At 51.1% G+C, this 21,967-nt stretch carries 20 protein-coding genes, 1 tRNA gene and 2 pseudogenes; 6 read left to right on the top strand and 17 right to left on the bottom strand.

All coding sequences use genetic code 11. The features are described 5' to 3' along the window. Positions 1 to 100: 100 nt before the first annotated feature. From NYE74_RS12045 to NYE74_RS12030, 4 genes are all read right to left on the bottom strand, one after another. Positions 101 to 1,756: an AraC family transcriptional regulator gene (locus tag NYE74_RS12045; protein ID WP_316560620.1), complete on the bottom strand. Its 1,656-nt coding sequence runs from the start codon at positions 1,754 to 1,756 to the stop codon at positions 101 to 103. Between the two features lie 140 nt (positions 1,757 to 1,896). Continuing rightward, the gene (locus tag NYE74_RS12040; RefSeq protein WP_278739303.1) at positions 1,897 to 2,586 is read right to left on the bottom strand and encodes a BofC C-terminal domain-containing protein; all 690 of its coding nucleotides are present in this window, start codon (positions 2,584 to 2,586) and stop codon (positions 1,897 to 1,899) included. 102 nt (positions 2,587 to 2,688) lie between these two features. Further along, positions 2,689 to 2,762: transfer RNA gene (locus NYE74_RS12035), tRNA-Pro, on the bottom strand. A gap of 92 nt (positions 2,763 to 2,854) precedes the next feature. Beyond that, positions 2,855 to 3,334 (bottom strand): nucleoside deaminase, encoded by a 480-nt coding sequence (locus NYE74_RS12030; protein ID WP_036620605.1) that lies wholly within the window; start codon positions 3,332 to 3,334, stop codon positions 2,855 to 2,857. Between the two features lie 245 nt (positions 3,335 to 3,579). On the opposite strand from NYE74_RS12030, the gene NYE74_RS12025 reads away from it, so the two are divergent. Beyond that, complete coding sequence (locus NYE74_RS12025; RefSeq protein WP_124332599.1) at positions 3,580 to 3,888, top strand: hypothetical protein; 309 nt, start codon at positions 3,580 to 3,582, stop codon at positions 3,886 to 3,888. Between the two features lie 726 nt (positions 3,889 to 4,614). On the opposite strand, the gene NYE74_RS12020 is transcribed toward NYE74_RS12025, so the two are convergent. Genes NYE74_RS12020 through nikA form a run of 6 tightly spaced genes read right to left on the bottom strand, consistent with a single transcriptional unit; the run spans position 4,615 to position 10,063 of the window. Further along, a complete protein-coding gene (locus tag NYE74_RS12020) occupies positions 4,615 to 5,142 on the bottom strand; it encodes a GNAT family N-acetyltransferase (RefSeq protein WP_036620603.1) in 528 nt (175 codons plus the stop codon). 19 nt (positions 5,143 to 5,161) lie between these two features. Continuing rightward, positions 5,162 to 5,923 (bottom strand): ABC transporter ATP-binding protein, encoded by a 762-nt coding sequence (locus NYE74_RS12015; RefSeq protein WP_124332600.1) that lies wholly within the window; start codon positions 5,921 to 5,923, stop codon positions 5,162 to 5,164. Beyond that, positions 5,920 to 6,717, bottom strand: a complete 798-nt coding sequence (locus NYE74_RS12010; protein ID WP_036620599.1) for an ABC transporter ATP-binding protein — start codon at positions 6,715 to 6,717, stop codon at positions 5,920 to 5,922. The genes NYE74_RS12015 and NYE74_RS12010 overlap by 4 nt, the downstream gene beginning before the upstream one ends. Next, positions 6,717 to 7,565 carry a nickel transporter permease gene (nikC, locus tag NYE74_RS12005; RefSeq protein ID WP_036620596.1) on the bottom strand — a complete coding sequence of 283 codons (849 nt, stop codon included), beginning with the start codon at positions 7,563 to 7,565 and terminating at the stop codon, positions 6,717 to 6,719. The genes NYE74_RS12010 and nikC overlap by 1 nt, the downstream gene beginning before the upstream one ends. Then, on the bottom strand, positions 7,562 to 8,509 hold the full coding sequence (gene nikB / locus NYE74_RS12000) for a nickel ABC transporter permease (RefSeq protein WP_036620594.1): 948 nt from the start codon (positions 8,507 to 8,509) through the stop codon (positions 7,562 to 7,564). Before nikB ends, nikC begins: the two co-directional genes overlap by 4 nt. Beyond that, positions 8,510 to 10,063 (bottom strand): nickel ABC transporter substrate-binding protein, encoded by a 1,554-nt coding sequence (gene nikA, locus NYE74_RS11995; RefSeq protein WP_051985318.1) that lies wholly within the window; start codon positions 10,061 to 10,063, stop codon positions 8,510 to 8,512. 75 nt (positions 10,064 to 10,138) lie between these two features. On the opposite strand from nikA, the pseudogene NYE74_RS11990 reads away from it, so the two are divergent. From NYE74_RS11990 to NYE74_RS11970, 5 genes and pseudogenes are all read left to right on the top strand, one after another. Further along, positions 10,139 to 10,964 (top strand): annotated as a pseudogene (locus NYE74_RS11990) (ArsB/NhaD family transporter); the annotation flags it as partial. Beyond that, positions 10,963 to 11,118 (top strand): annotated as a pseudogene (locus tag NYE74_RS11985) (arsenate reductase); the annotation flags it as partial. The pseudogenes NYE74_RS11990 and NYE74_RS11985, both read left to right, overlap by 2 nt. Before the next feature lie 109 nt (positions 11,119 to 11,227). Continuing rightward, positions 11,228 to 12,151, top strand: coding sequence for a permease (locus NYE74_RS11980; protein ID WP_036620593.1), 924 nt, complete (start codon positions 11,228 to 11,230; stop codon positions 12,149 to 12,151). A gap of 19 nt (positions 12,152 to 12,170) precedes the next feature. After that, on the top strand, positions 12,171 to 13,184 hold the full coding sequence (locus tag NYE74_RS11975; protein WP_036620591.1) for a TIGR03943 family putative permease subunit: 1,014 nt from the start codon (positions 12,171 to 12,173) through the stop codon (positions 13,182 to 13,184). A gap of 30 nt (positions 13,185 to 13,214) precedes the next feature. Continuing rightward, a complete protein-coding gene (locus tag NYE74_RS11970; RefSeq protein WP_316560619.1) occupies positions 13,215 to 14,222 on the top strand; it encodes a CobW family GTP-binding protein in 1,008 nt (335 codons plus the stop codon). Between the two features lie 54 nt (positions 14,223 to 14,276). On the opposite strand, the gene NYE74_RS11965 is transcribed toward NYE74_RS11970, so the two are convergent. The 7 genes from NYE74_RS11965 to NYE74_RS11935 all read right to left on the bottom strand — a co-directional run bounded on the left by NYE74_RS11965 (position 14,277) and on the right by NYE74_RS11935 (position 21,707). Beyond that, complete coding sequence (locus NYE74_RS11965; protein WP_036620587.1) at positions 14,277 to 15,479, bottom strand: MFS transporter; 1,203 nt, start codon at positions 15,477 to 15,479, stop codon at positions 14,277 to 14,279. Positions 15,480 to 15,675: 196 nt separating this feature from the next. Then, on the bottom strand, positions 15,676 to 16,656 hold the full coding sequence (locus tag NYE74_RS11960; RefSeq protein ID WP_036620585.1) for a helix-turn-helix transcriptional regulator: 981 nt from the start codon (positions 16,654 to 16,656) through the stop codon (positions 15,676 to 15,678). A 211-nt stretch (positions 16,657 to 16,867) separates the two neighbouring features. Further along, positions 16,868 to 17,470, bottom strand: coding sequence for an ABC transporter ATP-binding protein (locus tag NYE74_RS11955; protein WP_124332603.1), 603 nt, complete (start codon positions 17,468 to 17,470; stop codon positions 16,868 to 16,870). Next, positions 17,461 to 18,291 (bottom strand): ATP-binding cassette domain-containing protein, encoded by an 831-nt coding sequence (locus tag NYE74_RS11950; protein ID WP_124332604.1) that lies wholly within the window; start codon positions 18,289 to 18,291, stop codon positions 17,461 to 17,463. Before NYE74_RS11950 ends, NYE74_RS11955 begins: the two co-directional genes overlap by 10 nt. Positions 18,292 to 18,366: 75 nt before the next feature. After that, positions 18,367 to 19,203: an ABC transporter permease gene (locus tag NYE74_RS11945; protein ID WP_316560618.1), complete on the bottom strand. Its 837-nt coding sequence runs from the start codon at positions 19,201 to 19,203 to the stop codon at positions 18,367 to 18,369. Then, positions 19,203 to 20,177 (bottom strand): ABC transporter permease, encoded by a 975-nt coding sequence (locus tag NYE74_RS11940; RefSeq protein ID WP_227872847.1) that lies wholly within the window; start codon positions 20,175 to 20,177, stop codon positions 19,203 to 19,205. Before NYE74_RS11940 ends, NYE74_RS11945 begins: the two co-directional genes overlap by 1 nt. A gap of 33 nt (positions 20,178 to 20,210) precedes the next feature. Further along, the gene (locus NYE74_RS11935; RefSeq protein WP_218032591.1) at positions 20,211 to 21,707 is read right to left on the bottom strand and encodes an ABC transporter substrate-binding protein; all 1,497 of its coding nucleotides are present in this window, start codon (positions 21,705 to 21,707) and stop codon (positions 20,211 to 20,213) included. Positions 21,708 to 21,967 lie beyond the last annotated feature (260 nt).

The following is a 21,967-nucleotide window of genomic DNA, read 5'->3' as shown; positions in this document are numbered from 1 at the left end:
CAATGAGGACACTAATTGATAATGAGTTTCATTTTCATAACTAATTATATTCAGCCTTATTTCGCTTAACCATAGCTTATTGTTAGGGAAGGAGCTTGGACTATTGGATGCTGGAAAATAACGCCACAGCACGTTGCAGCTGCAGGCGGATGGACACGGGATTGTATGGAATCCATTCGTCCATGTCCAAATGATGCACCTTGTTCCGCTGTACGGCGGAAAGCTCTTTCCAGTACGGGGACTGAAACAAGGCTTCCGCGTGTGCGGTGGAACCTTTGGCATCGGGAAACACGATCACGAGCAGGCGATTCCCCGCAACATCGGCCAGCTCCGCCGGCTCGATGGGAATCGAATGGAATGTATTGCCCAGCTTATGATTAAGCTGCTGTATTTTTGCCGGGGGTCTTAGCCCAAGCGAATGGTATATCACGTACCCGGCATTGCGGGCGCCGTAAACGAGCAGTCCCTCCGGCCGGACAACCAAAATCCCCACGGTTTCGTCCGCGGCCGCCCTTTGCCGTACCAAAAGACGAGCCGACTTCTCCTCTTGTTCAAATGCCGCCAGCCACGCTTCCGCCCTTTCGCTTTGCCGAATCGCCCGGGCAATCAGGCGAAGATGATCCTTCCAGCCAAGTTCCATCCACGGAATTTCTACCACAGGCGCGACCGCCCGCAGCTGCTCGGGATTCAGACCGTGTCTGTGCAAATGCTCCCCCGCCGCGATAATCATATCCGCTTTGGTATCCAGCAGTGCCGACTTTAATTGCTCGAAGGTACAATCCGTATGGATAAATCTCATCGCTTGCGGCTGCGGCAGTTCTGCGGTATGGACATACTCGCCGTTCTCCGAAATCGTGAGCACCGGTTCGCGCCCCAGCAGCAGCAGATGGCTGGCATAAGGAGTAAGCATGACGGCCACGCGCTGCGGAGAAATGCTGTGATAAACCGTCGGGGATACTCCAATCTGCCGTTTGAAACGGCGGCTAAGGTAAAACTCATCCTTGTAGCCGACCTTCTGCGCGATCTCCCTGAGCGTGCCCGAACCGCCGATCAGCAGCTCGACGGCCCGGTGAACGCGCAGCCGCGACAGATATTCCTGGGGCGAAAAGCCGGTAATCCGCTTAAATAAAATAGAATAATGCGAACTGCTTACGCCCGCCATCGCGGCCAACTGCTCACGGGTTATTTTGTCTCTAAAGCGGTTCTCCATATAAGCGATGCTTCGCTCCATGCTTAGCTCCCCATTGGCCGAATGGGTTCCCCCGGATCCGGACAGCAGCTCAAAAATAATCCGGTAAAACACCATTTGATTTTGGACATGCCGGGCCTCATAAGCCGGTGAACGATAAAGATACAACTCCTCCAGCATGGCCACGATCCCAGGTTCATTTGGAAAAAATCGCACATTCTTGCCATCGATCAGCTCGCTGCCGCGCATCGCGGAGCCGCTATACTGGGATATGGTCTGCTCCGAGATGCCGATGGAAAGCTTGTAGGCGTGCAGCGGTCCAAGGGAATCGGTCATCAGCGCGGCATGGGTCCCGGCCGGAAGCAGTATGACCGTGCCTTCGGCAAGCTCAAAGGTCTGATCGCCGCTTCTGAGGACAGCTTTGCCGGCGGCGAGCCCGATCAGCACCGCGAACTCTTCATGGATTTTATGTGCCGGCAAATTTGAAGTACCGTATAGCGAACGAATTTGAACAGCCGTATATAATGGAAAGCGGAACTCCGTCCACTCCGAAACAAGGTTGGTCAACGCAAAAGCCTCCATTGCGATGAAAATAAGCAGCTTCTTTCTCCGATAGTACCACACTGAGGGACAGCGTCAACGTCCATTAAAAAAGCGCCCCCATCCCTAATTCGGAATGGGGGCGCTCCTTTGGCCCGCCGCGTTTGCTACCGCTCTTCATTTTGCTGCATGACCTTTTCGGTCTGCTCCAAGGCAAAATCGCTAAAAGTGGACAAAACGCTGTTGTACTCTTCTACGTCCTGAATGCGGATGCCCTGCTGCAGCTGCTTCAAAACATCCGCCGGCAAGGCGCTCTCCATCATCTCTACATCCAATTGAAAAAAGGTCCGGATGACCTTTTCCTTCTTGGGAGGCCCATCGAACAACGTCAGATTTCCGTCCTTGTCGATGCCGATGTATCCTTGCTTGCTGCAGGTTTCGGACAGCCCGTTGATCCTTTCGTCGATCCACACATCGCCGCCGGCCGCAAGCCGCCCTTCCCATTCCGGATGGGCTTTCATCAATGCCGCGATTTCGTCCGGCCGCATAATGCCCAATATGCTGCTTTCTTCGCCACAGGTATAGATTTTATTCAAATGAACGATGCGGTTGCGATCCGTTCTCTTCAATTCGGTCAACCAATCTTCCTCGGTAGCTTCGGGCGCTGCCTTCTGAAGTTTGCCCCAAGTTTCCATCGCGATCGGCTCATTGGTCATCAAGTTTTCCATCTGTTCGGACAAGGGCATCCCGAGCCAAGCCATGATCGCAACCAAACTGCAGGCGCCGATCGTCCAGATGGCACGTCTCCATCTTCTCCATCTTCTTTTGAGTTGCTTTTTGATATGGAAGATATTCACGGTTATCCCCTTCTGTCGGAGTTTATTTTCTATTGTGACCGACGGAAAGGGGATTTATTCAGTTCAAAAAAACAGCCATCCGCGCGGATGACTGTTGATGGATCGGGACGACACGATTCGAACATGCGACCCCCTGGTCCCAAACCAGGTGCTCTACCAAGCTGAGCTACGTCCCGTAAAATTTCAGGCCTCCCAGAAATCAGGCCACTTTTTCTATTATAGCGTCGGCAATTAATTAGTCAACTCTAATTTCTTGGTTACCTGCATATCAGTATTCGATCTTGCTGCTGGAAGCTCTCCAAGCGTTAAACGGCAGCAGGCTTTCGGCTGTTTTGATTTGCTCCATTGGAATAAACCGTTGATCCATCGGTTTGGCGATTTCTTCATAAATGAACTGATCGTCAAATCCGATCCCGGCCGCCTCCTCCTTGGTGCAGGCATAATAGACGGCGTCGGGACGAGCCCAATATATCGCCCCAATACACATCGGACAAGGCTCGCAGCTGGTGTAGATCGTACAACCCTTAAGCTGAAAATCGCCCAAATGCCGGCAGGCTTCGCGAATGGCCTGCACCTCGGCATGAGCTGTAGGATCATTAAGCGAGGTAACAAGGTTTCGTCCCGTCCCGATGATTTTCCCATCCTTAACCACAATCGCGCCAAAAGGACCTCCCTGCGCAAGGCGTACATTTTCGTAAGCTTCGCGTACCGCCGTTTTCATCCAATATTGATGATTATTTTCTCCCATATGTTGTCACCTCTCTTGTAATGCACCTAAAGCGGTGCTTTCAAGCATTATACCCCGAATAACCCGCTTTCGAAAAAGCATGAATGAGTCCAAATTGAGCTGGAGATAATTTTAGCATAATTCTTACTTCCGGTGGTACAGTGTAAACCAAGCGAACGTTTCCGATACCCGTTCAGAATTGGATACGGATATACAGCCGATTTCACCCGTATTGGAATCCAATTTAAAGTGGCTCGAATCGCGTTTTGAACACTGCAGCGATTTATCCATTTTTCAGTGGCATTTTCCGACCGGAGCCCCGGCACACCGTATTTTCCGTTTATTTTGATTCGTTAATTGAACATAAAACATTAAATTATATGAAATCAACGCTTCAGGACCTGATCCCCCATGAACTAGGCCCTGCAATTTCCGTTATTCCTGAAGATATAATTCGCTTTTTCGGCAACCACGATGTCTCCTTGCAAACTACCAAGCTTGTAAACGATTTAAAAGAAGCTGCGGATGATATTGGATTAGGAGACCGGATTTATCGTAAAAATCCAGCCCTATAGAAAAGGTGGAAGCGGAATTGGGAAGAGCGTTTCGCTGATACTCAAGCCGACATTAAAATAAAAGTTGAAATAAAAAATAGCGGAACCGCAACGCCTAAACCGCTCTCCATGGACAATTAGCGGAGAAGCACGAACAAGTGACTGAAAAAATGATGGTTGTGATTTCGAGTTATTTGTTAATGACGTTTTATAATCTTCCCTGTACGGCAAGATCGCATATGGTGTGACCGTCATTGTCTCCATTTATCTTGGTATTGAGTATGTTGGGGAAATTGGATTGCCGCTTCTTGCCGCATGGCTGTTTAAAGATTTGGGTCATAGTATCGTCAAGTATTTAGAAATAGCTTCTTAGAAAGGGGCAGCCTAATCTTTAATGAATAAGCAAATCATAAGTCAAGAACAATGGATCGTATTGTTTTTTGTTTATTTGACCGGCTCGGTTATTGTAAATCATCAGGATTGCCCAGATTCTCTATTAGAACTTCTATAACTCGGCTAATCACGGAAGACTGCTTTGATTTGAAACGATCATAGTATTCATTCGTGATTTTTTTGACGGTTGTTTCGATATATTCTTTCATCTGCTGGACCGTTTCCATGCCCAATAATACAGATGTTTCCATGAGTTAATCTTGCATGTGCTCTGTATCCACAGTATGTACAATGGCCATATAAAGCTGGATACAATAGGATTTTGTCAAATCCATCCCCAGCCTTAAATGCAATTCACTCAATTGAACACGACTTGCTCCTTTCCATATGAATCGTTTCCCAATCGTCCCGTTGGTCCAGGAAGATCGAAAATCCCTGACGCTGCCAAAATGCGACCGCGCCGCTTAAGAAATGATGAGTGTGCAAATACAACATCGGGTACCCGGCATCCATGGCAAAGTTCGCTGCCTTCCGAAAGAGAAGGGAGCCGACCCCAGCCCTTCTGGCTGCCGGACCGACAAAACACCGGACAATCTCCGCTACGCTTTCTTGATTATAGCGACCGCGGATCGCTTCAATGCGATCGTCGTAACGCAACACGCCGATGGTTCCGACCACTCGGCCATCTTCTGCGGAAGCTACAAAAAATGAAGCATCCTCGGGTCCCAAATAAACCTGTTCAAAATCCGCCATGTCTTTTGGTAATGGATCATTCTGGAGCATGGGAAACACTTCACTGCGTATGCCCACCATAAAATCGATCGCAGCCTGAACTTGCTCCTTTGTCACTTCGTTCACGGAAACAGCCATTCTCGTGTTCATCCTTTTCTCCCTCTGGTTGCTAAAAAATTGAAATGAGCTCTTGGGTATACGGGTGCCGTTCATCGGACAACAAATGATCGCGATGGAATTGATCGACAAGCCGCCCTTCTTTCATCACCAGAATACGCCCGCTCATTTGCGCGACAGCGGCCAAATCGTGCGAAATGAATAAATAAGAAAGATGCAAAGATACGCGAAGCTCCGCCAATAAAGCAAGAATCGCCCCTTGCGAGATCACATCCAGACTTGCGGTAGGTTCATCCAATACAAGAAGTTCCGGTTCGATGCTGATCGCACGGGCAATCGTCACCCGCTGGCGCTGTCCGCCGCTTAATTCATGCGGATAACGGTCCGCCAGGCTCTCCGGCAGTTGGGCGGCTTCAAGAAGTTGCTTCACAAAGGCCTTCTTTGAGGTATAGGAAAAATGCCGCAGACTCAGCTGTTTTCGATACTGTTCGTATGGATCGATTAGAGAATCTTTTATTTTTAGCTTCGGGTTCAACGCGGCCAATGGATTTTGCAGCACAATCTGCATCTTTTGCCGATAAGCGTGCAATTGGCGCTCATTCAGGCGTTCAATCGCTTCATCCTTGAAATAAATCGAACCTCCGTCGATCGCCTCGATGCGCAGCAAACAGCGGGCGAGCGTGCTTTTGCCGCAGCCGCTTTCACCGACAAGGCCAAGACATTCGCCTTGATGCAGTTCAAAGGAGAGCGGATGAATCGCCGTTTTTTGCCCTTGATAGGATTTGGTCAGGTTTTTCACCGTAAGCAGCTTCATACGATCTCCGCCTCCCGCACACTTGTTGAAAGGAAGCGATCAATCGTCGGGGCCGCGTTGATTAATTGTTTAGTATACGCATGCTGGGGGTTGCCAAGCACATGATCTTTCTCTCCTGCTTCAACCACTTGGCCTTCTTTCATGACAGCGATGCGGTTTGCATAACGTTTCACGGGGCGCCAATCATGCGTGATAAACAGAATGGCAAAGCCGGTTTCCTTCTGTCTCTTTGCAAGCAACTCCAAAATCTTGTGCCCGGAGACACTATCCAATGCCGTGGTGATTTCATCGGCGATCAATAAATCCGGCGACAGCAGCAGCGCCATTGCAATGGAGACACGCTGAAGCTGCCCCCCGCTTAACTGAAACGGATATCGCTTGTACACGGACTCATCCAACCCGACGGAATCAAGCGCGTCCAATGCGCTTCGTTGCCGGGCTCGGGAATCGGAGTTGCCGTGAGCTTTCTGGTATTCTTCAAAGTGTTGGCCAATCGTTCTAAAGGGGGTAAAAGAACCCTGATAATCCTGAAACACATACGACAGTTTTGAGCCGCGAATCGTTCTCAACTGTCCAGGCGATAAAGCAAATAAATCCCGTTCCTTATAAAAAATGCTCCCCTCTGCCTGCAAATTAGGGGGAAGCATGCGGCCAATGGCTTGAGAGAGCAACGTTTTCCCGCTCCCGCTTTGTCCGACCAGGGCATGCCAATCTCCCTCGCGAATAGAGAGCGACACGTTGTCGACAAGTTTCTTGTCTCCGCTGCGAATCGATACCTGTCTGATCGACAACATCACGATTGCACCTCCTTCTTGACATCAAAACGATCGCGCAAATAATCCCCCAGCATATTCGTCAGCAGCACGGCAATCACGATCGCCAAACCGGGATAGATCATGAATTCGGGTTTGGACTGAAAATAAGGCCGGGCATCGTTCAGCATGGCCCCCCATTCAGGTGTCGGCGGCTGCACTCCAAGGCCAATGTAAGAAAAGGCCGAAATGAGCAAAATCACTTTTCCAAGATCGAGACTGGCGAGTACGAGAACATGCCCTGCAATATGAGGAAATAAATGCTTGCGCATGATCTTGCCGGAAGACAGCCCGTTTGTTCGGGCAATGAGCACATAGTCTTTTTGGGACTCCGCTAATACGGTGCTGCGAACAAGACGGGCATAACTGACCCACTTTACGATGACAATCGCCAACACCAGGTTGCCGATCCCCGCTCCAAGCAAACCGCTTAGGACAATAGCCACAATCGTATCCGGAAAGGCCAAAAATCCATCGGCTATGCGCATAAAAATCCGATCCACCAGCCCGCGTCTAAATCCTGAGATCAGACCGAACGGGATCCCGATGACGAGGGAAACGATCAAGGCCAGCAAGCTGTAACCAATCGTTTGCTGCCCCCCTAACAAGAGCCTGGTCAGCACATCCCGACCAAGCTGATCGGTCCCCAGCGGATGCTGCAGGCTTATTCCCTGAAGGCGATTGTCCAGATTCGTTAATGTTGGATCATGACGCAAAACAAAAAAGGCATAAATGACGACGACCCCTGTCAGGAGTACGCACATCCATGCGATCACCCCCAGCCATCCGCGCTTTTTTGCTTTTGGCCATGGTAAAGACGATCCTTTCATCCGCCCATCGCCCTTTCCTTTAGTCTCATCTCAGGGTTTAAATACCGGTAAGATAAATCCACGCACGTATTCACAATAAAAACAATCACTGCCATCATCAGAATGTATCCCTGAATGAGCGGATAATCGCGCCCGCGTATGGCATCCACGACAAGTTTGCCGATCCCCGGATACGCAAACAATACTTCAATGACCAGCACGCCGCCAATCAAGCTTCCCAAGCTGACTCCGAAAAAGGTAATGACGGGGGGAAGGCTGTGACGAAACGCATGGACGAGAAATATTCTCCGCTCGGATAACCCGCGCGCCCTCGCCGCTCGGATAAATTCCTGGCTGAGCGAATCAAGCAAGCTGGAACGAAGCAAGCGAACATATACACTGGAGATCGCCAGGCCCAGCGTCAGAGACGGCAGGACCCATGTGAGCAGGCCGTCTCTCCCCATGGTGGGAAGCCAGTTTAACCGCACACCGAATAAATCAATGAACAGCAGGCCAAGCCAAAAACTGGGGACGGCCGCTCCAAGAATGGAGAGGATTCTGCCCACATGATCGATCCAGCTGTTCCGGTAAAGAGCGGATAGCGAACCAAGCGGAACCGACACCATCAACATGACGATGAGCGCGCCAACCGCCAGTTCCAGGGTGGCGGGCAGCCCCATGAAAATAACATCCATGACGGGCTGGCCGGTCATATAAGAGTTACCGAAATCAAGCTGAATGAATTTAAGCAGCCAACGTCCATATTGGACAAGCAATGGCTCGTTGAATCCCATTTCCTCTCTCAGGGTCTCTACTTGCGCTTGACTAACGGATAATTCATCCACATTCAAAATGGTTAAAACCGGGTCGCCAGGCGCAAGCCGAATAAACAAAAAGCTGACAAACGTAATGAATAACAAAAACAGCAGGACTTCCAGAAACTTACGAACCAAAATTTGAATCACTTAATTCACATCCAACCGGTTTGTGATCATGTAATATTCGCTTCGGGTTGTCACCCAATTTTTTACTTTGTTTTCGTTATAGGCCACAATGGTCGAAGGATGCAGAACAAACGAATTAATCCGGTTTTCGTGGACATAATCGGCGATTTGCTCGGCTAGCAACGCGCGTTCCTCCTGACTGACCGTTTGATTGAGCCTGTCGATCATGGCCGTCAGTTCGGGTTCCTGAGCGCCGCTAAAGTTGAGGGCGCCCGTAGGGTGATACGTCGCATTCAAATAATAGCCTGCATCCCCGCGCGGGGCGGTTAGATTGCTATACGTCGCAAGATCCCAATCGCGGTTGGACGCCATGTATTCCTCAGGGACATCAATCTGGCGAATGTCAACTTCGATTCCGATCTGTTTGGCGTCCGATTGAAAAACTTGTGCGATTAACGGCAGATCGGCTCTTGCGCTATATGTTAGCAGGATAAATTTGAGCGGTTCGCCGTCTTTTTGCATTTTTCCGTCTATAAGGGAGAATCCTGCCTTTTTCAAGTATTCAATCGCCACGTCGGCTCCGGTATCATTCTGTTCATACGTTGGCGCGAACGGCAGCGACGGTAAAAATGGCCCGACCGCAGGTTCAGCGTAGCCTAACAAAATGGTATCGACGATCTTCTGCCGATTGATGAGCGCATCAACCGCCCGGCGCACATTGACGTCCTGCAAGCTTTTACGCTGCATATTCATGGTGATTTGGTGTACACGAAAGGTTGCGGTGGATTCAACCTTAATTCCATTCTGATCCTGCAAAGATTCCAGACTTTCCACCTCCGGACGATAAACGATATCCACTTGCCCGGATTTCAAGGCGAGCGTGCGAGCATTCGCATCCTCATTAAAAGCAAACGTTACGGAATCCAGATTGGAGGCTCCATCCCAATAATCATCATAGCGCTCGAGTTCAAGCTTGCTCCCCGGCGAGAACGACTTTAATACGAAAGGGCCGGTTCCTACAGGATGGTTGACAATGTCTTCTGCCGCTGCATCAATAATGGAGACATTCGGATTCACCAGCTCGGATACGAACTCGGGAAAGGGCGTCTTGGTTTTTATTTTCAGCGTATAATCGTCTACCGTTTCGATCTTTTCGATCTTGAGCGCATTTTGAATCGCCACACTCTCCTTCAATGCGCGTTCAAGAGAAGCTTTCACCGCTTCCGCATCCATTTTCTTACCGTTATGAAACGTGACGTTTTCCCGAACTTTAATCGTCCAATGCTGACCATCCGTACCTTCCCAGCTTTCTGCCAGCCAAGGTGCAATGGACAGATTGTCTTCATCCAGACGTACCAGCGTCTCCGTTATCCCTGCCCTTAGCGGGACATAACTTGAATCCACATGGGGATCTAAAGAATTCGTTGAGAAATTATATAGAAAATGAATGTGCTTCTTTGCTTTATTGCTCTGATCGGACTGGGTGCAAGCGCTGATCAAACTGATACAGATCAATAAGATGACAAACTTTAGAAAGTGTTCAGGGTAATGCCGAATGCTTTTATCAAATTTCATTGTAAGTACTCCCTTTTCGTAATTGTTACGATTTATATAATATCTTAATGAATTTTATATGACAAGTCCATTTAAATCGTATGGAATGCAACGCTTGCGTTTGCAGCGGTGATTTTGATCTCTCTGATCCTGGATGAGATCGGGTTCTTTGAATGGACCGCGCTGCATATGGTCCGTTTCTCCCGAGGTAACGGCAACCTGATGTTCGTCTACGTCGTCCTGTTGGGAGCTGCGGTTGCCTTTTGCTTCGCCAACGACGGGGCCGCACTTATCTTAACGCCAATCGTCCTCGCCAAATCAAGGATCGGCGCCTATTCAAGATCTCATGGATGATCTTGGCGGCTCTCCTGATCGCCTACCTGACGAGCGAATGGATCGGGATTCCGGTATCCATCATCGCCGGTGCAGCCGCGATCGTCTTTCAGATTCTGGCGAGACAAAGCCGGGAAATTCATACCTGGAAGATCGTCAAAGGAGCGCCATGGGCTGTCGTCGTCTTTTCCATCGGCATGTACGTCGTTGTGTATGGGCTCCGAAATGTGGGCCTGACAGATGGACTTGGGCATGTATTTAAGTGGATAGGCGATCAAGGACTGGTTCCTTGCGACCGTCGGTTCCTGGTTTGTTGCGGCAGTTCTCTCCTCTATGATGAACAACATGCCGACGGTCATGATCAACGCCTTGGCCATCGACGGCACGAATCCGCCAGGCATTCTGCGGGAGGCGTTCATTTATGCCAATGTGATCGGCTCTGACTTGGGACCTAAAATTGCGCCGATCGGATCTTTGGCTACCCTGCTATGGTTGCACGTTCTGTCCGGCAAGGGGGTAAAAAATCTCGTGGGGAGCCTATTTTAAAACGGGTATTGTCCTTACCGTTCCCGTATTGTTCATCACATGAGCATTGCCCGGTGATCATGAATCCTAACGTTATCAAATGGCATTGGGGTTTTGATGATCCGGCGAAAGCCACCGGCACCGAAGAAGAGATTATGACGCAGTTCCGCAACGTGCGGGATGCCATCAAATCGCGAATCGAAACGTTCGTTCAATAAGGGAAATATATGGGGAGCAGGTGAACTCATCTCCTTGTTATTTGTAGACATTACGATTAAAATGATAGAAGCAATGCATATTATTTAGTTATTAAAGGGGCTTTTATCATTGGCATGGCTTCAGTCAAGGTTTCCAGCAGACCTTCTTACCTTTAAAACGATGTTTATCAGCATTTTTCTGGAAGCACTTCCGTTTATTTTGCTGGGGGTCATTTCCTCGTCAATGCTGCAATGGTTCGTTTCGGAGCGACGCTTGGCGCGCATCATCCCCCGGAATCCCTTGCTGGGCATGCTGTTCGCAAGTCTTGGCGGCATGCTCTTTCCCATTTGCGAATGCGGCATGGTTCCGGTCGTGCGCCGGCTTGTCGCCAAGGGAATGCCGGTCTATATCGCAACGGTTTTTATCTTGAGCGGACCGATTCTGAATCCGGTCGTTCTTTTCGCGACCTATACCGCTTTTCGCAATCGCCCGGAAGTGCTTTATTCCAGAATCGGGCTCGCCATCATTGTTTCTTTCGTCGTCGGGCTGATCGTATACCGGTTTGTCCGCTACAATCCGCTCCGCTTGAATCTCGAAGCCTTGTACGATGAAGGCCCGGAAAGCATCAAACACGATACCTGGACGGGCAAATTCACCGCTTTTTTTATACATACGTTGAATGAGTTTTTTGAAATGAGCAAGTATCTTGCCATAGGGGCTTTGATAACGGCAATAATTCATACGTTTGTCAATACGGGGCAGCTGGCGGCGTACGGACAAGGTCCCGTCTCATCCCATCTGCTGATGTCCGGTTTCGCTTATCTTCTATCGATATGCTCGACTTCGGACGCCTTTGTCGCTTCTTCTTTCGTAGGCACCTTTTCCGCAGGGTCTCTGATCACCTTTCTGGTGCTGGGGCCGATGCTTGACTTGAAAGGAACGCTGATGCTGTTATCGGCATTTAAAACGAAATTTGTGGTGACATTAGCCGTGGCCATCCCGGCAACGGTGCTCGTTTTCAGCATCGGGCTGGATCAATGGTTGCTCAGATAGCTCACGAAAGGGGAGTATCATGAAGGATCGGAAGTCGATCACGTTATTTCATCATATCGTCAGGACCGTTTTATTGCTGGGCCTTTCCGTGTATATCGCTTTTTTGGTCGAAACGGACAGCCTGCAGCTGTATATCGGCGTACGCATCATGCCATTGGTCAAAGCATCGGCCCTGGCCGTTTACGCGCTAGCCGTCATTCAGGGCTTTATTGCCTACAGAAGCTATAAGGGCTCCGTTATCGAATGCGATTGCTGCGGCAATCCGCCGGCCAGGTCCCGGACCAAGGCAAGTGTCCTTTACGGTGTGCTCGCCTTGCCGTTGTTGCTTGGCTTTTTGCTCCCCGATACCGTGCTTGGAGGCTCCTTTGCGAACAAAAAAGGGATGATCTTGGGGGCAGCCGCCTCCCCTTATGCTGCGTCGGGCTACTCGCCGCCAAAAGCAACGTCCTCCGATTCTTCCGACGCACCGGCTGGTTCCTCGGGCCATTCGTCGGATGGCTCCCCTGCCTCCACACTCGCCGAGGAGGAGGGAACTGCAAACGCCGCCGGACCAGCCGAATCGTCCGACTCTTTGGACGGGCTGTTTCAAGCGGAAGACGAGTTTGAACGGGAACTGGCCGAGCTGGCCAAACGAATTTACGTGCTGCCGGTGATCAACGTCAAACCGGAAATCTATATGGAGATCCTGTCTTCGGTCGTAGTGTTCAAGGAGCAGTTCATCGGCAAGGAAATCGAAATCGCCGGTTTTGTCTACCGCGAACCAGGTCTGGCGGACAATCAACTGGTAATCGGGAGAATTGCCGTCCAATGCTGCACGGCGGACGCGACGCCTTACGGGGTGCTGGCCGAATTCAACGGCGCCTCGGAGCTCAAGGACGACACCTGGGTCAAGCTGAAAGGCACCATCGGCCAAACCGAGTATAACGGAAACGCCATTATCAAAATCGATGCGACGGAATCAAACCTGATCGAAAGGCCAGACAACCCGTACATCTATCCCAACTTTGATTTTTTGAACGCCAGTGTTGAATAAAAATAGGAAGCCGAATCAGGAGGGACGTCAATGAAAACCCCCGTAATCATTATCAGCGGTTTTTTGGGCAGCGGCAAAACCACGCTGCTGCTTGAGCTGATCAAAACGCTGCACGGCCGGAACCTGGGGCCGGCGATTTTGATGAACGAATTGGGCAAAGCCGACGTGGACGGCCGAATCTTGTCCGAAGCCGTCCAGGGACTTCCGCTGGAAAAGCTGTTTGACGGTTGCATCTGCTGCAGCAAAAAAAGCGAAATCGCCGGTTCCCTTAAAGGCTTGCTCGCTTTGGCCCCCGACGTGATTCTCGTCGAGCTTACCGGCGTCGCCAATCCCGAGGAGGTCGTCGACGCCATGGCCGAACCCGAGCTGCTGAACGAGGTGATCCTGCATAAGATCATCACCGTGATCGACGCCGAAAACGCGCTGGAGTATAACAGCATCTTCGCCTCCGATAAGCAGCTCGTCCATACGCTCCGCCGCCAACTGGAAGTGGCGGACGTGATTCTTGTCAATAAGCAGGACCTCGTCTCCGACTCGCATTTATCCAAAGTGACCCGTTTGATTCAAAAACATAACGAGCAAGCCGCCGTCTTCAACACCACGTTTGGGAAATTTAGTCCCGAGGCCGTGATTAAAGGACTTGAACCATTAAATCGTCTAGCCAAGACCTCCGGTCGCCTTAAAATCGCGCCTGTCCGGCATTCCCATCAACATGGCGGCGATTCCGCTTCGTCAGCCGGACAGGGGAACGCTTCTTTTTCCCGCATTCAAAGCGTCTTCATTCCTATAAACGGACAAACGCCCATTTCCCTGAAAAAGCTGGAAAAATGGTTAAAAGCCAAGGGAAAGCATATTTTGCGTGCCAAAGGTTATGTTTGCCTTGAGGGTTCGCAGAGCGCCTCGCTGATTCAGTTTGCGGGCAAGCGTTCCTATCATGAACGCGCGGAATATCAAGGTCCTTGCTATCTGGTCATCATCGGATACGAACTGGATGAACCCGCATTATTGGCGGAATGGCGGGCCGGCGGGTTCGGCTGACCGCATGCGCCAATAACGCACGTCCGCCTAACTCCTGCTTCGCCTCGCCGAGGCTTAGGAGTACTTTGAAGCTTCCTGCGAAAGCCCCCGGTCACGGATAGCCATGACTAGGAGCGCCCCGGACAAGAGAACCATTAAAGCAGCGGCAAAACCGTACGGAAGATGCTTGTCGATACGGTATAATCCGGTACTCAACAAAGGGGCCGCAACAGCGGCAATTCCTTGAACCATGCCGACGAGTCCGGCGATGCCGCCTTGTTGCTCCGGCGATACGGCAAGCGAAGCCCCCGTCATAAAACCCGGCATGATAAGTCCCGCACCGATCCCAAACAGAAGGTAAGCCGCATAAAACACGGACAACTTCGCAAAAAACAGCATACCGATAAAGCTGAGCATAAGCAGCAGCGCCCCCCACAAAATCTGCCGCCGGGGTTCGAGCTTCGAACGCTTCATCAGCAACCCTTGCGTTGCGATCATCGAAAAGCCGCAGATCATCAGCCCGAAGGAAACGAGGCGGGCCGCTTCTTTCGTTGTGAGCGACAGCTGATCTTGAAAATAAAATCCGCCGACGACCTGCAAAGATACGATGCACGCCATAACGGCCATCCCGGACAGCAGATAAATCCGGAGGCCTCGTTGCAACGGATTGATACGAGGGGGACGGGCACGAACAACCGCCTTGCGCTTTGGCACGACGAACACTACGGTTGCAAATGCGACGACGGGCAGAAGCGCGCCGACATAAAGCGGCCAGATCAAGCCAAGCAGCGCAAAGGCGCCTGCGATGGCAGGTCCGAGCACCAACCCAAGCCCATTAGCCGCTCCGATCAGCGCCATCCCCGCCGATCTGCCTTGTTCGTCCGTGACATCCGCCATATACGCTTGGGCGGAAGAAGGTACGGCCGGAATGAATGCGCCAATCAGCGTTCTTGCCGCAATCAGTAAAACAAGAAGAAGACCGCCGTTCAACAGATCGCGGAGTCCCGCATACATGACGGCGGTGAAGCACACATAGCTAATGAACATCCCGGCGAAACCGGCGAGAATGACTGGTCTTCTGCCGAATTTATCGCTCCATCTGCCCCATAACGGCGACATGACGGCCATGGCGACGGAGCCCAGCGAGATGATGATCCCGGAATGAACTTCGTTCAACCCCAACTCCCGCACGAGCGAGGGCATCACCGGCGCGATGATCATCAGCCCGACCATAGCGACGAATACGCTAAAAAACATGCCAAATCGAATATTCCCCATCTGTTCACACCTCCGGTATTCCGGCTGGCAGGCGACGCTTCGGAGCCGATAAAGGCCCCGTTTTCCGCTACATGAATGCGAATATACTCATTCATGTAGCGGAAAGCGCCCTACTGTCGCCGTTATACCTTCATTGTACGGAAACGGGCTTCGACTCCGCCGCTCCCGGACGGATTATCTTTAACGGTCGGCGGATTTATTTATTCGCCGCCGTCTTTCCGTTCCCCCTCAGACATTCGCTTGGATTGTGGCCGAACGTCCTACGGTAGGCAGCCGCAAAGTGGCTCAGATTCAGGTATCCAACGCGAAAAGCCGCTTGGCTGACCGTAGCTTCCCCCCCTTCCAATAAACGGCGGGCCTCGTTCAGCCTTAAGTGCCGGATATAACCGAACACCGTCGTGCCGAACAACTCTTTGAATCCCGCCTTCAGTTTGTAATCGTTGAGGCCTGCCGACCGCGCCAGCTCCAGCAAGCTGGGTGGCGTTCTCCAGCTATGGGCGAGCATCCCGCGGGCAAAGTGCAAGCAGCGGATATCTTCCGCACTCAATTTGGAACTCGAACGTCCTGAAGAAACGTTCATTTCCGCTTGATCGAGATAGGTGGCAATCAGTTCATAACATTTACCTTCAAGATAGAGATGGCGCAGCGGGCCCGCGTACGAACAATCCCTAATCTGCTCGAACAGCTTCACGATTTGCGGATGGCCGGGCAGTTGGCGGCTGAAAAATCCGCCGGGCGATCTGCGCGAAAGCTCCGACTTCAACGCTTCGAAACGGTGCAAATCGATACGAATCTCCATATGGGACAATGGCTCGACCGGGCTCAACTCCGCATTCAACCGATGATCCGACATGTACGCGAGCGTTGAGACGCCGGGAGCCAATTCGAATCCGGCTGAACCGTCCCCTGACCAGTTTCCGCAACCTGACATCGTATAGGAAATTTCCAAATGAGGGTACATCGTTTGGAATTGAAGGGAAAGCGGTTTGCTCAAGAAGCCTTCGTAGCTGCTAATCTCCAACCCGCTGCGCAAGTTTGTGCGAGTCGCTTTGACGGAACAGAAGGGAGCTTTCAGCGCATACGATCGCTGATTTTTGACCCGATCCTCATCCAACCGCCGAACGTTCGGGTACTCATACAAAGAGTCCAAATTATGAGTGATCACTTGAATGTTCAAAACAAACCCGCCCTTCCCCTCTCCTGACTGATGCTCAAATCATTTTGCATTTTTTTCGCCTCCTGTTGCCATGGCAACCGAGTTATCTCATACTCTCTACTACAATCCGCTTAAATGAGAACCATTCTCATCATTGTTCTTAATTATATCAAATGGGGGGAATCCTTCAATAGAAACTGGAGGGAACATGAACGAGATTATTTGCCTGATTTTAATCAAGCCCTACTTTGTACACGCGGTCGCACAGCCGATGAAGCAGGCTCTGCTCATGGCTGACCACAACGACGCCGATGGACCGGCTTTGGCAAATGTTCAAAAACGCGTGCCAAATTTGCGCTTGTGTAATGGCATCCAGCATGGTGGTCATCTCGTCGGCAATAATATATCGGGTATCAGGATGGAGCGCGCGAACGATGCAAAAACGCTGCTTCTCGCCTCCCGACAGCTCAAGCGGCCAGCGGTCCAGCCACTCCTTACGGATTTCAAAAGCCTCGAGAATTTCTGGGGAGGGGGTATAGGATTCGTTCAAAACATCCTTCATCCTCCACTTTGGATTGATCGCCTTTTCCGGATGCTGATAAATCAATTGCACCGGGCAAAAAGTGCGCCGCGCAAGCGGCTTCCCGTCCAGCATTACGCGGCCGGCGCGCGGCGGAACATAACCGGCGAGCATTCGGGCCAGCGTGGTTTTGCCGCATCCGCTGTAGCCCGACAATCCCAGTATTTCACCCGGTACAATCGTGATGTTTATGTCCTGCAGTATCCAGTTATCTTTCCGATAATAATAGCCCAGATTCTCTCCAACTAAAGCCAAGCTCGCTCAACTCCCCTTTCCTTCCATTCCAGATCGAAATCATTCTGCGGTAAAGCCCTCCAAAGCCGGCGCGTATATTCGGACTGGAGAAGTTCCCCGCGACCGGCAAATGCCGCCGCATCCGAAATTTCCACCGTCGTTCCGTCCCTCAAGACCGCCACCCGATCCGCGATTTCCAGCGCCGACACGATATCATGGGTAATCAGCATCACACCCGCCCCGTCGATCGCGAATTGCTTCAATTGCCGCAAGATTTCGGAGAGAGCCTGCGGATGGATTCCCGGTGTGGGCTCATCGGCGATCACCAGCTTGACTCCCTCACGAACGCTTGTAGCAAACAGCACTCTGCGCAGCATGCCACCCGACAATTCAAACGGAAAAAGGCGCCCGTCCCTTTCTTGCAGGCCGTATTGCGCGAACAATTCCTTCTGCTTTTTCTTTGCGGTTTTCCGGTCGAGCCCGATCTGAACCTGCCGCCCTACGCGCATCAGCGGATCGAGATAATTAACGGATTGCGGGATGAACGAAATTTCACTCCCCCTCAGGCGCTTCTTTCTTTCTTCCGTCAATGCTTCCCCTCTGTACAAGATTGTTCCGCTGCAGATCGCATTCCCGGGCAATATCCCCAACACGGCGTGAGCCAGCAAGCTTTTGCCGGAGCCGCTAGCTCCGACAACGGCCACGATTTCCCCCTCGCCAATTTCCACATGCATATTCGCTATGGGACGAATAATTCGCTTTTGTGCCCCCTTCAAATATTGTGAAAATCCAATCGACAAATCCTCCACTTTCAACAAAACATTTTTCTGAGCGCCTCCCATGATAACCTCCTAAAAGTTTTGTGAGCGTTACTTCCCTGATCAACTTCGTACAAGACTCGCTTCGGAAGCGTCGGCTCATTCGTGGGAACTGACCGGTTCCGTTAAAATACGGAACTGTTCGCCGATACTGTCAAAGCTTTTGATGACCGTGACCAGCAGCAAGCCGGGAAACACGACCAACCACCATTTTCCGGTTGATATATGGTTCATCGCTTCCGACAGAATAATGCCTACAGCCGGCGTTTGCGGAGACAGGCCAAAGCCCAAAAAGGTCAGTGCCGCTTCATGCAGGATCACGTGAGGAAACATGAGCAGAAAGCCGATCATCATTTGCGGAAAAATCGCCGGCAGCATATGCTTTCTGGCTATATACCAAGGGGATTTCCCGTAGCTTTTGGAGATTTGAATATATTCGGCGTTTTTGATTTGGAGCACCTCCGCTCGGACGACTCTGGCCAGCGCCGTCCAATGCGTCAGCGAAATCCCCAATACGATGCCATACATGCCCCCGCCGGCAATAAAGCAAATTAGCACCATAAAGACAAGATGGGGCATGCCGATAAACAAATCGATGACCCACGAAATGACCGCATCCACACCTTTACCGAACGTTGCCGCACAAATCCCCACGACTACGGCAATCAGCACACTGAGCAGGGAAGTAAACGCGCTGAGCGTCAGCGACAGACGCAAGCCTTTGATCGTCCGCGTGAACATGTCTCTTCCCAGCCAATCGGTTCCAAACAGATGATTGAAGCTTGGAGCCAGGTTTTTACCGCCTGCGCCCAAACGAAGATTGTCGTTACTCAGCAGGAAGCTGAGCAAGAGCAGCACAAACAGAAAACCGATCGAGGCGGCGAACATCCGGATCATTTTTTTGCGAGCATTAAATCCTGCTTGTACGGACTTCATTATCGCGCCTCCTTCGTTCGGGGATCGATTACATTGTTCAGTACATCGGCAATCAGGTTTCCGGCAAAAACAAACAAGGAGCTGATAAGAATGATGCCCACCATCAGCGGAAGATCGCCCTTCAAACCCGCCGTCGTTAAAGTGCTGCCGAGCCCGGGATAGGCGAATACCTGCTCGGCAAGCATAGAACCTCCGAACAGCTCGCCAAAATAGGCAAACTGGAGCGAAACCGCCGGAAGAATGGAGTTGCGGAAGCCGTGGTTTTTGAAGATTTGCCACCCGCTCTCTCCCCTGGCCCTGGCAAACACGACGTATTCCGAATTCAGGATGTCGATCATTTTCTCACGCGTGTGCATGGCGACATTGGCTACGCCCAAAATGCTTAAGGTTACCGCCGGCAAAACAAAGTGATGCAGCCGATCGATGAACCGCACCTCGCTTTCCATAACTCCCGCCGGCACAGCCAGACCAACGGGAAACCAATGAAGCCAAACCGCAAAAACGATCATCAGAATCAGACCCATCCAGAAAATGGGCGTTGACACCAGCGTATAGCTGTACCATTTGATCGCTCTGTCAATCATTTTCCCTCGGTTCATGGCGGCAATGCTGCCCAGAGCATATCCGATGACTCCGGACAGTACCCACGCCGTTCCCATCAGCGCCAGCGATGTTAAAAAGCGGCTTTGAATGATATCGAAAACCGGGCTGCGATACAGCAAAGAAGTGCCGAAATTGCCTTGCAATAACGCCCCCGCCCAGGAGAAATACTTCTCCACCGGACTTTGGTCGACGCCCCAATAAGCTTTGAACTTCTCGATTTGCTCCGGTGATGCCGAGCTGTCCCCGCCGATATAAGCATTCACGGGATCGATCGGCGAAAGTTGGACAAGCGAGAAGGTCAAAATGGATAATCCAATCAGCAGGGTAACTACACGAATGCAACGAATAGATATACTTCTGATCAAGCGAATCCCCCTTCTTTACAGATGATCATCGGCAGCGGACTAGTTCCCCCATGTCCATTCGGTTATATTGCCGAACAACGCCCATTCATGACCATGAGAGTGAACCGGCTGTTTGCCGAGATCCAGCTTTTCATCGGCCAGATACAAGTGGTCTACACGGAGCAGCCAAACGATCGGGGCGTCCCCGATTCCGCTGAAACCTGTCTGTCCGTCCCATTGCGCCAGCTTCCAGTATTTATTGGCCTCCTCCTGCGTGGTTGCCGTAAGCGCATGATCCAGGTACTCATCCACTTTGGCATTGCGGTAGTTGGACATATTGTTGTAGCCCGTGTCGATGACCTTGGAGGAATTCATGGTATACAGCTGGTGAGGATGATGCCTTCCGCCTCCCCATGCTACTGCGGCGGTTTTGCCTTTAACGTAAATTTCGTCCCAGGTGGCGCCGATCAGATTGATCTTGATGCCCAGTTCCCTGGCCTGGTCGGCAACGGCCAGCGAAAGGTCGGTGCGAAGCTGGTCGCCGGAACTGTAGAACATGTCAAACTCCGCCTTCAGGCCGTCTTTTTCCACAATGCCATCCTGATCGGCATCCGCCCAGCCGCCGCGGCCCAAAATTTGCTTCGCCGCTTCAATATCGCCGTCTTCTACAACCGTCTCTTCGTTAAACCAGGGCATATTATCACACAGGCAGTATGCTTTTTGACCGTATCCGCCCAGCGCTACATCCAGCAATTTCTGGCGGTCAAGCCCGATATTCAGCGCCTGGCGGATAGCCAGATCGGAAGTTACATCATTCCCGGCTTCCACTTCTTTGTCATTCGTTTTTCCCTTGCCGCCGCTTGGCACGGTGGGCAGCATGATTCCCCGGGAATCGATGCTTTCGAATGTGCGAAGCGTCATCCCTGGAACCTGTTGTTCCGCAAAGGTTGGCGGGACATAAACAATGTCCGCTTGCCCGGCTTTTGCCGCGGCCAGAGCCGCGTCTTCCTCCAGCAGCAGAAAGGTCAGTTTTTTGAACTGAGGCTCTTTCCCATACCAATACGGGTTATAGTCCATAATGATTTGTTGACCGTCATTATATTGAACGACCTTATAGGGCCCCGAACCGATCGGATTGTCGGAATATCGGTCATTATAGTGAGCCTTGGGAACAATCCCGATCTCGGTAAGTTGGCTGACAAAGGTGGATCGCGGCTCGTTCAGATGAATGACGATGGTATTCCCGTCCGCGGCTTCGATCGACTTGACGAAAGACAAATCGAATTTGATGCCGTCTTCCTTGAGCATTTCGTACGTAAACTTGACATCCTCGGCCGTTACGGATTCGCCATTGGAGAATTTCACGTCTTCACGGAGCGGAAAAGTCCACGTTAGTCCATCCGCGCTGACGGAATAGGATTTGGCCAGATCTCCAATGAAGTTCAACTCGGAATCAATGGTCAGCAATGAACTGTGAGTCAGACGAATCTGGGCGTGCGTTCCCCAGCCCTTCTTCGGGTCGAACATCCCGATATCCACTTTTCCTACAGCTAACACTAATTCCTCCTTGACCGTATAATCATTGGGGCGCGCAGACGCATTTTCATGCCCGGTTGGTTCGGAAGAGCAAGCAGTAACAAGCAATAACATAATCAATAAGTACGCGAAATCAGGCAACGCCCTTCTTCCAAGGAACTTTCTTTCCAATATTCTCATATCTTCCTCCATGGGATAAATTTTTGTAGAGCCGGCATGGTCAAAGACGCAGAAATTCTGTTGCCCCCTCCATAATAGTAATAATTACGATTTAACGACTT

The organism is Paenibacillus sp. FSL P4-0127 (genome assembly GCF_038007325.1).
In the GTDB taxonomy this organism is placed as follows: domain Bacteria; phylum Bacillota; class Bacilli; order Paenibacillales; family Paenibacillaceae; genus Fontibacillus; species Fontibacillus macerans.
This window is presented reverse-complemented; position numbering and strand designations above follow the sequence as displayed.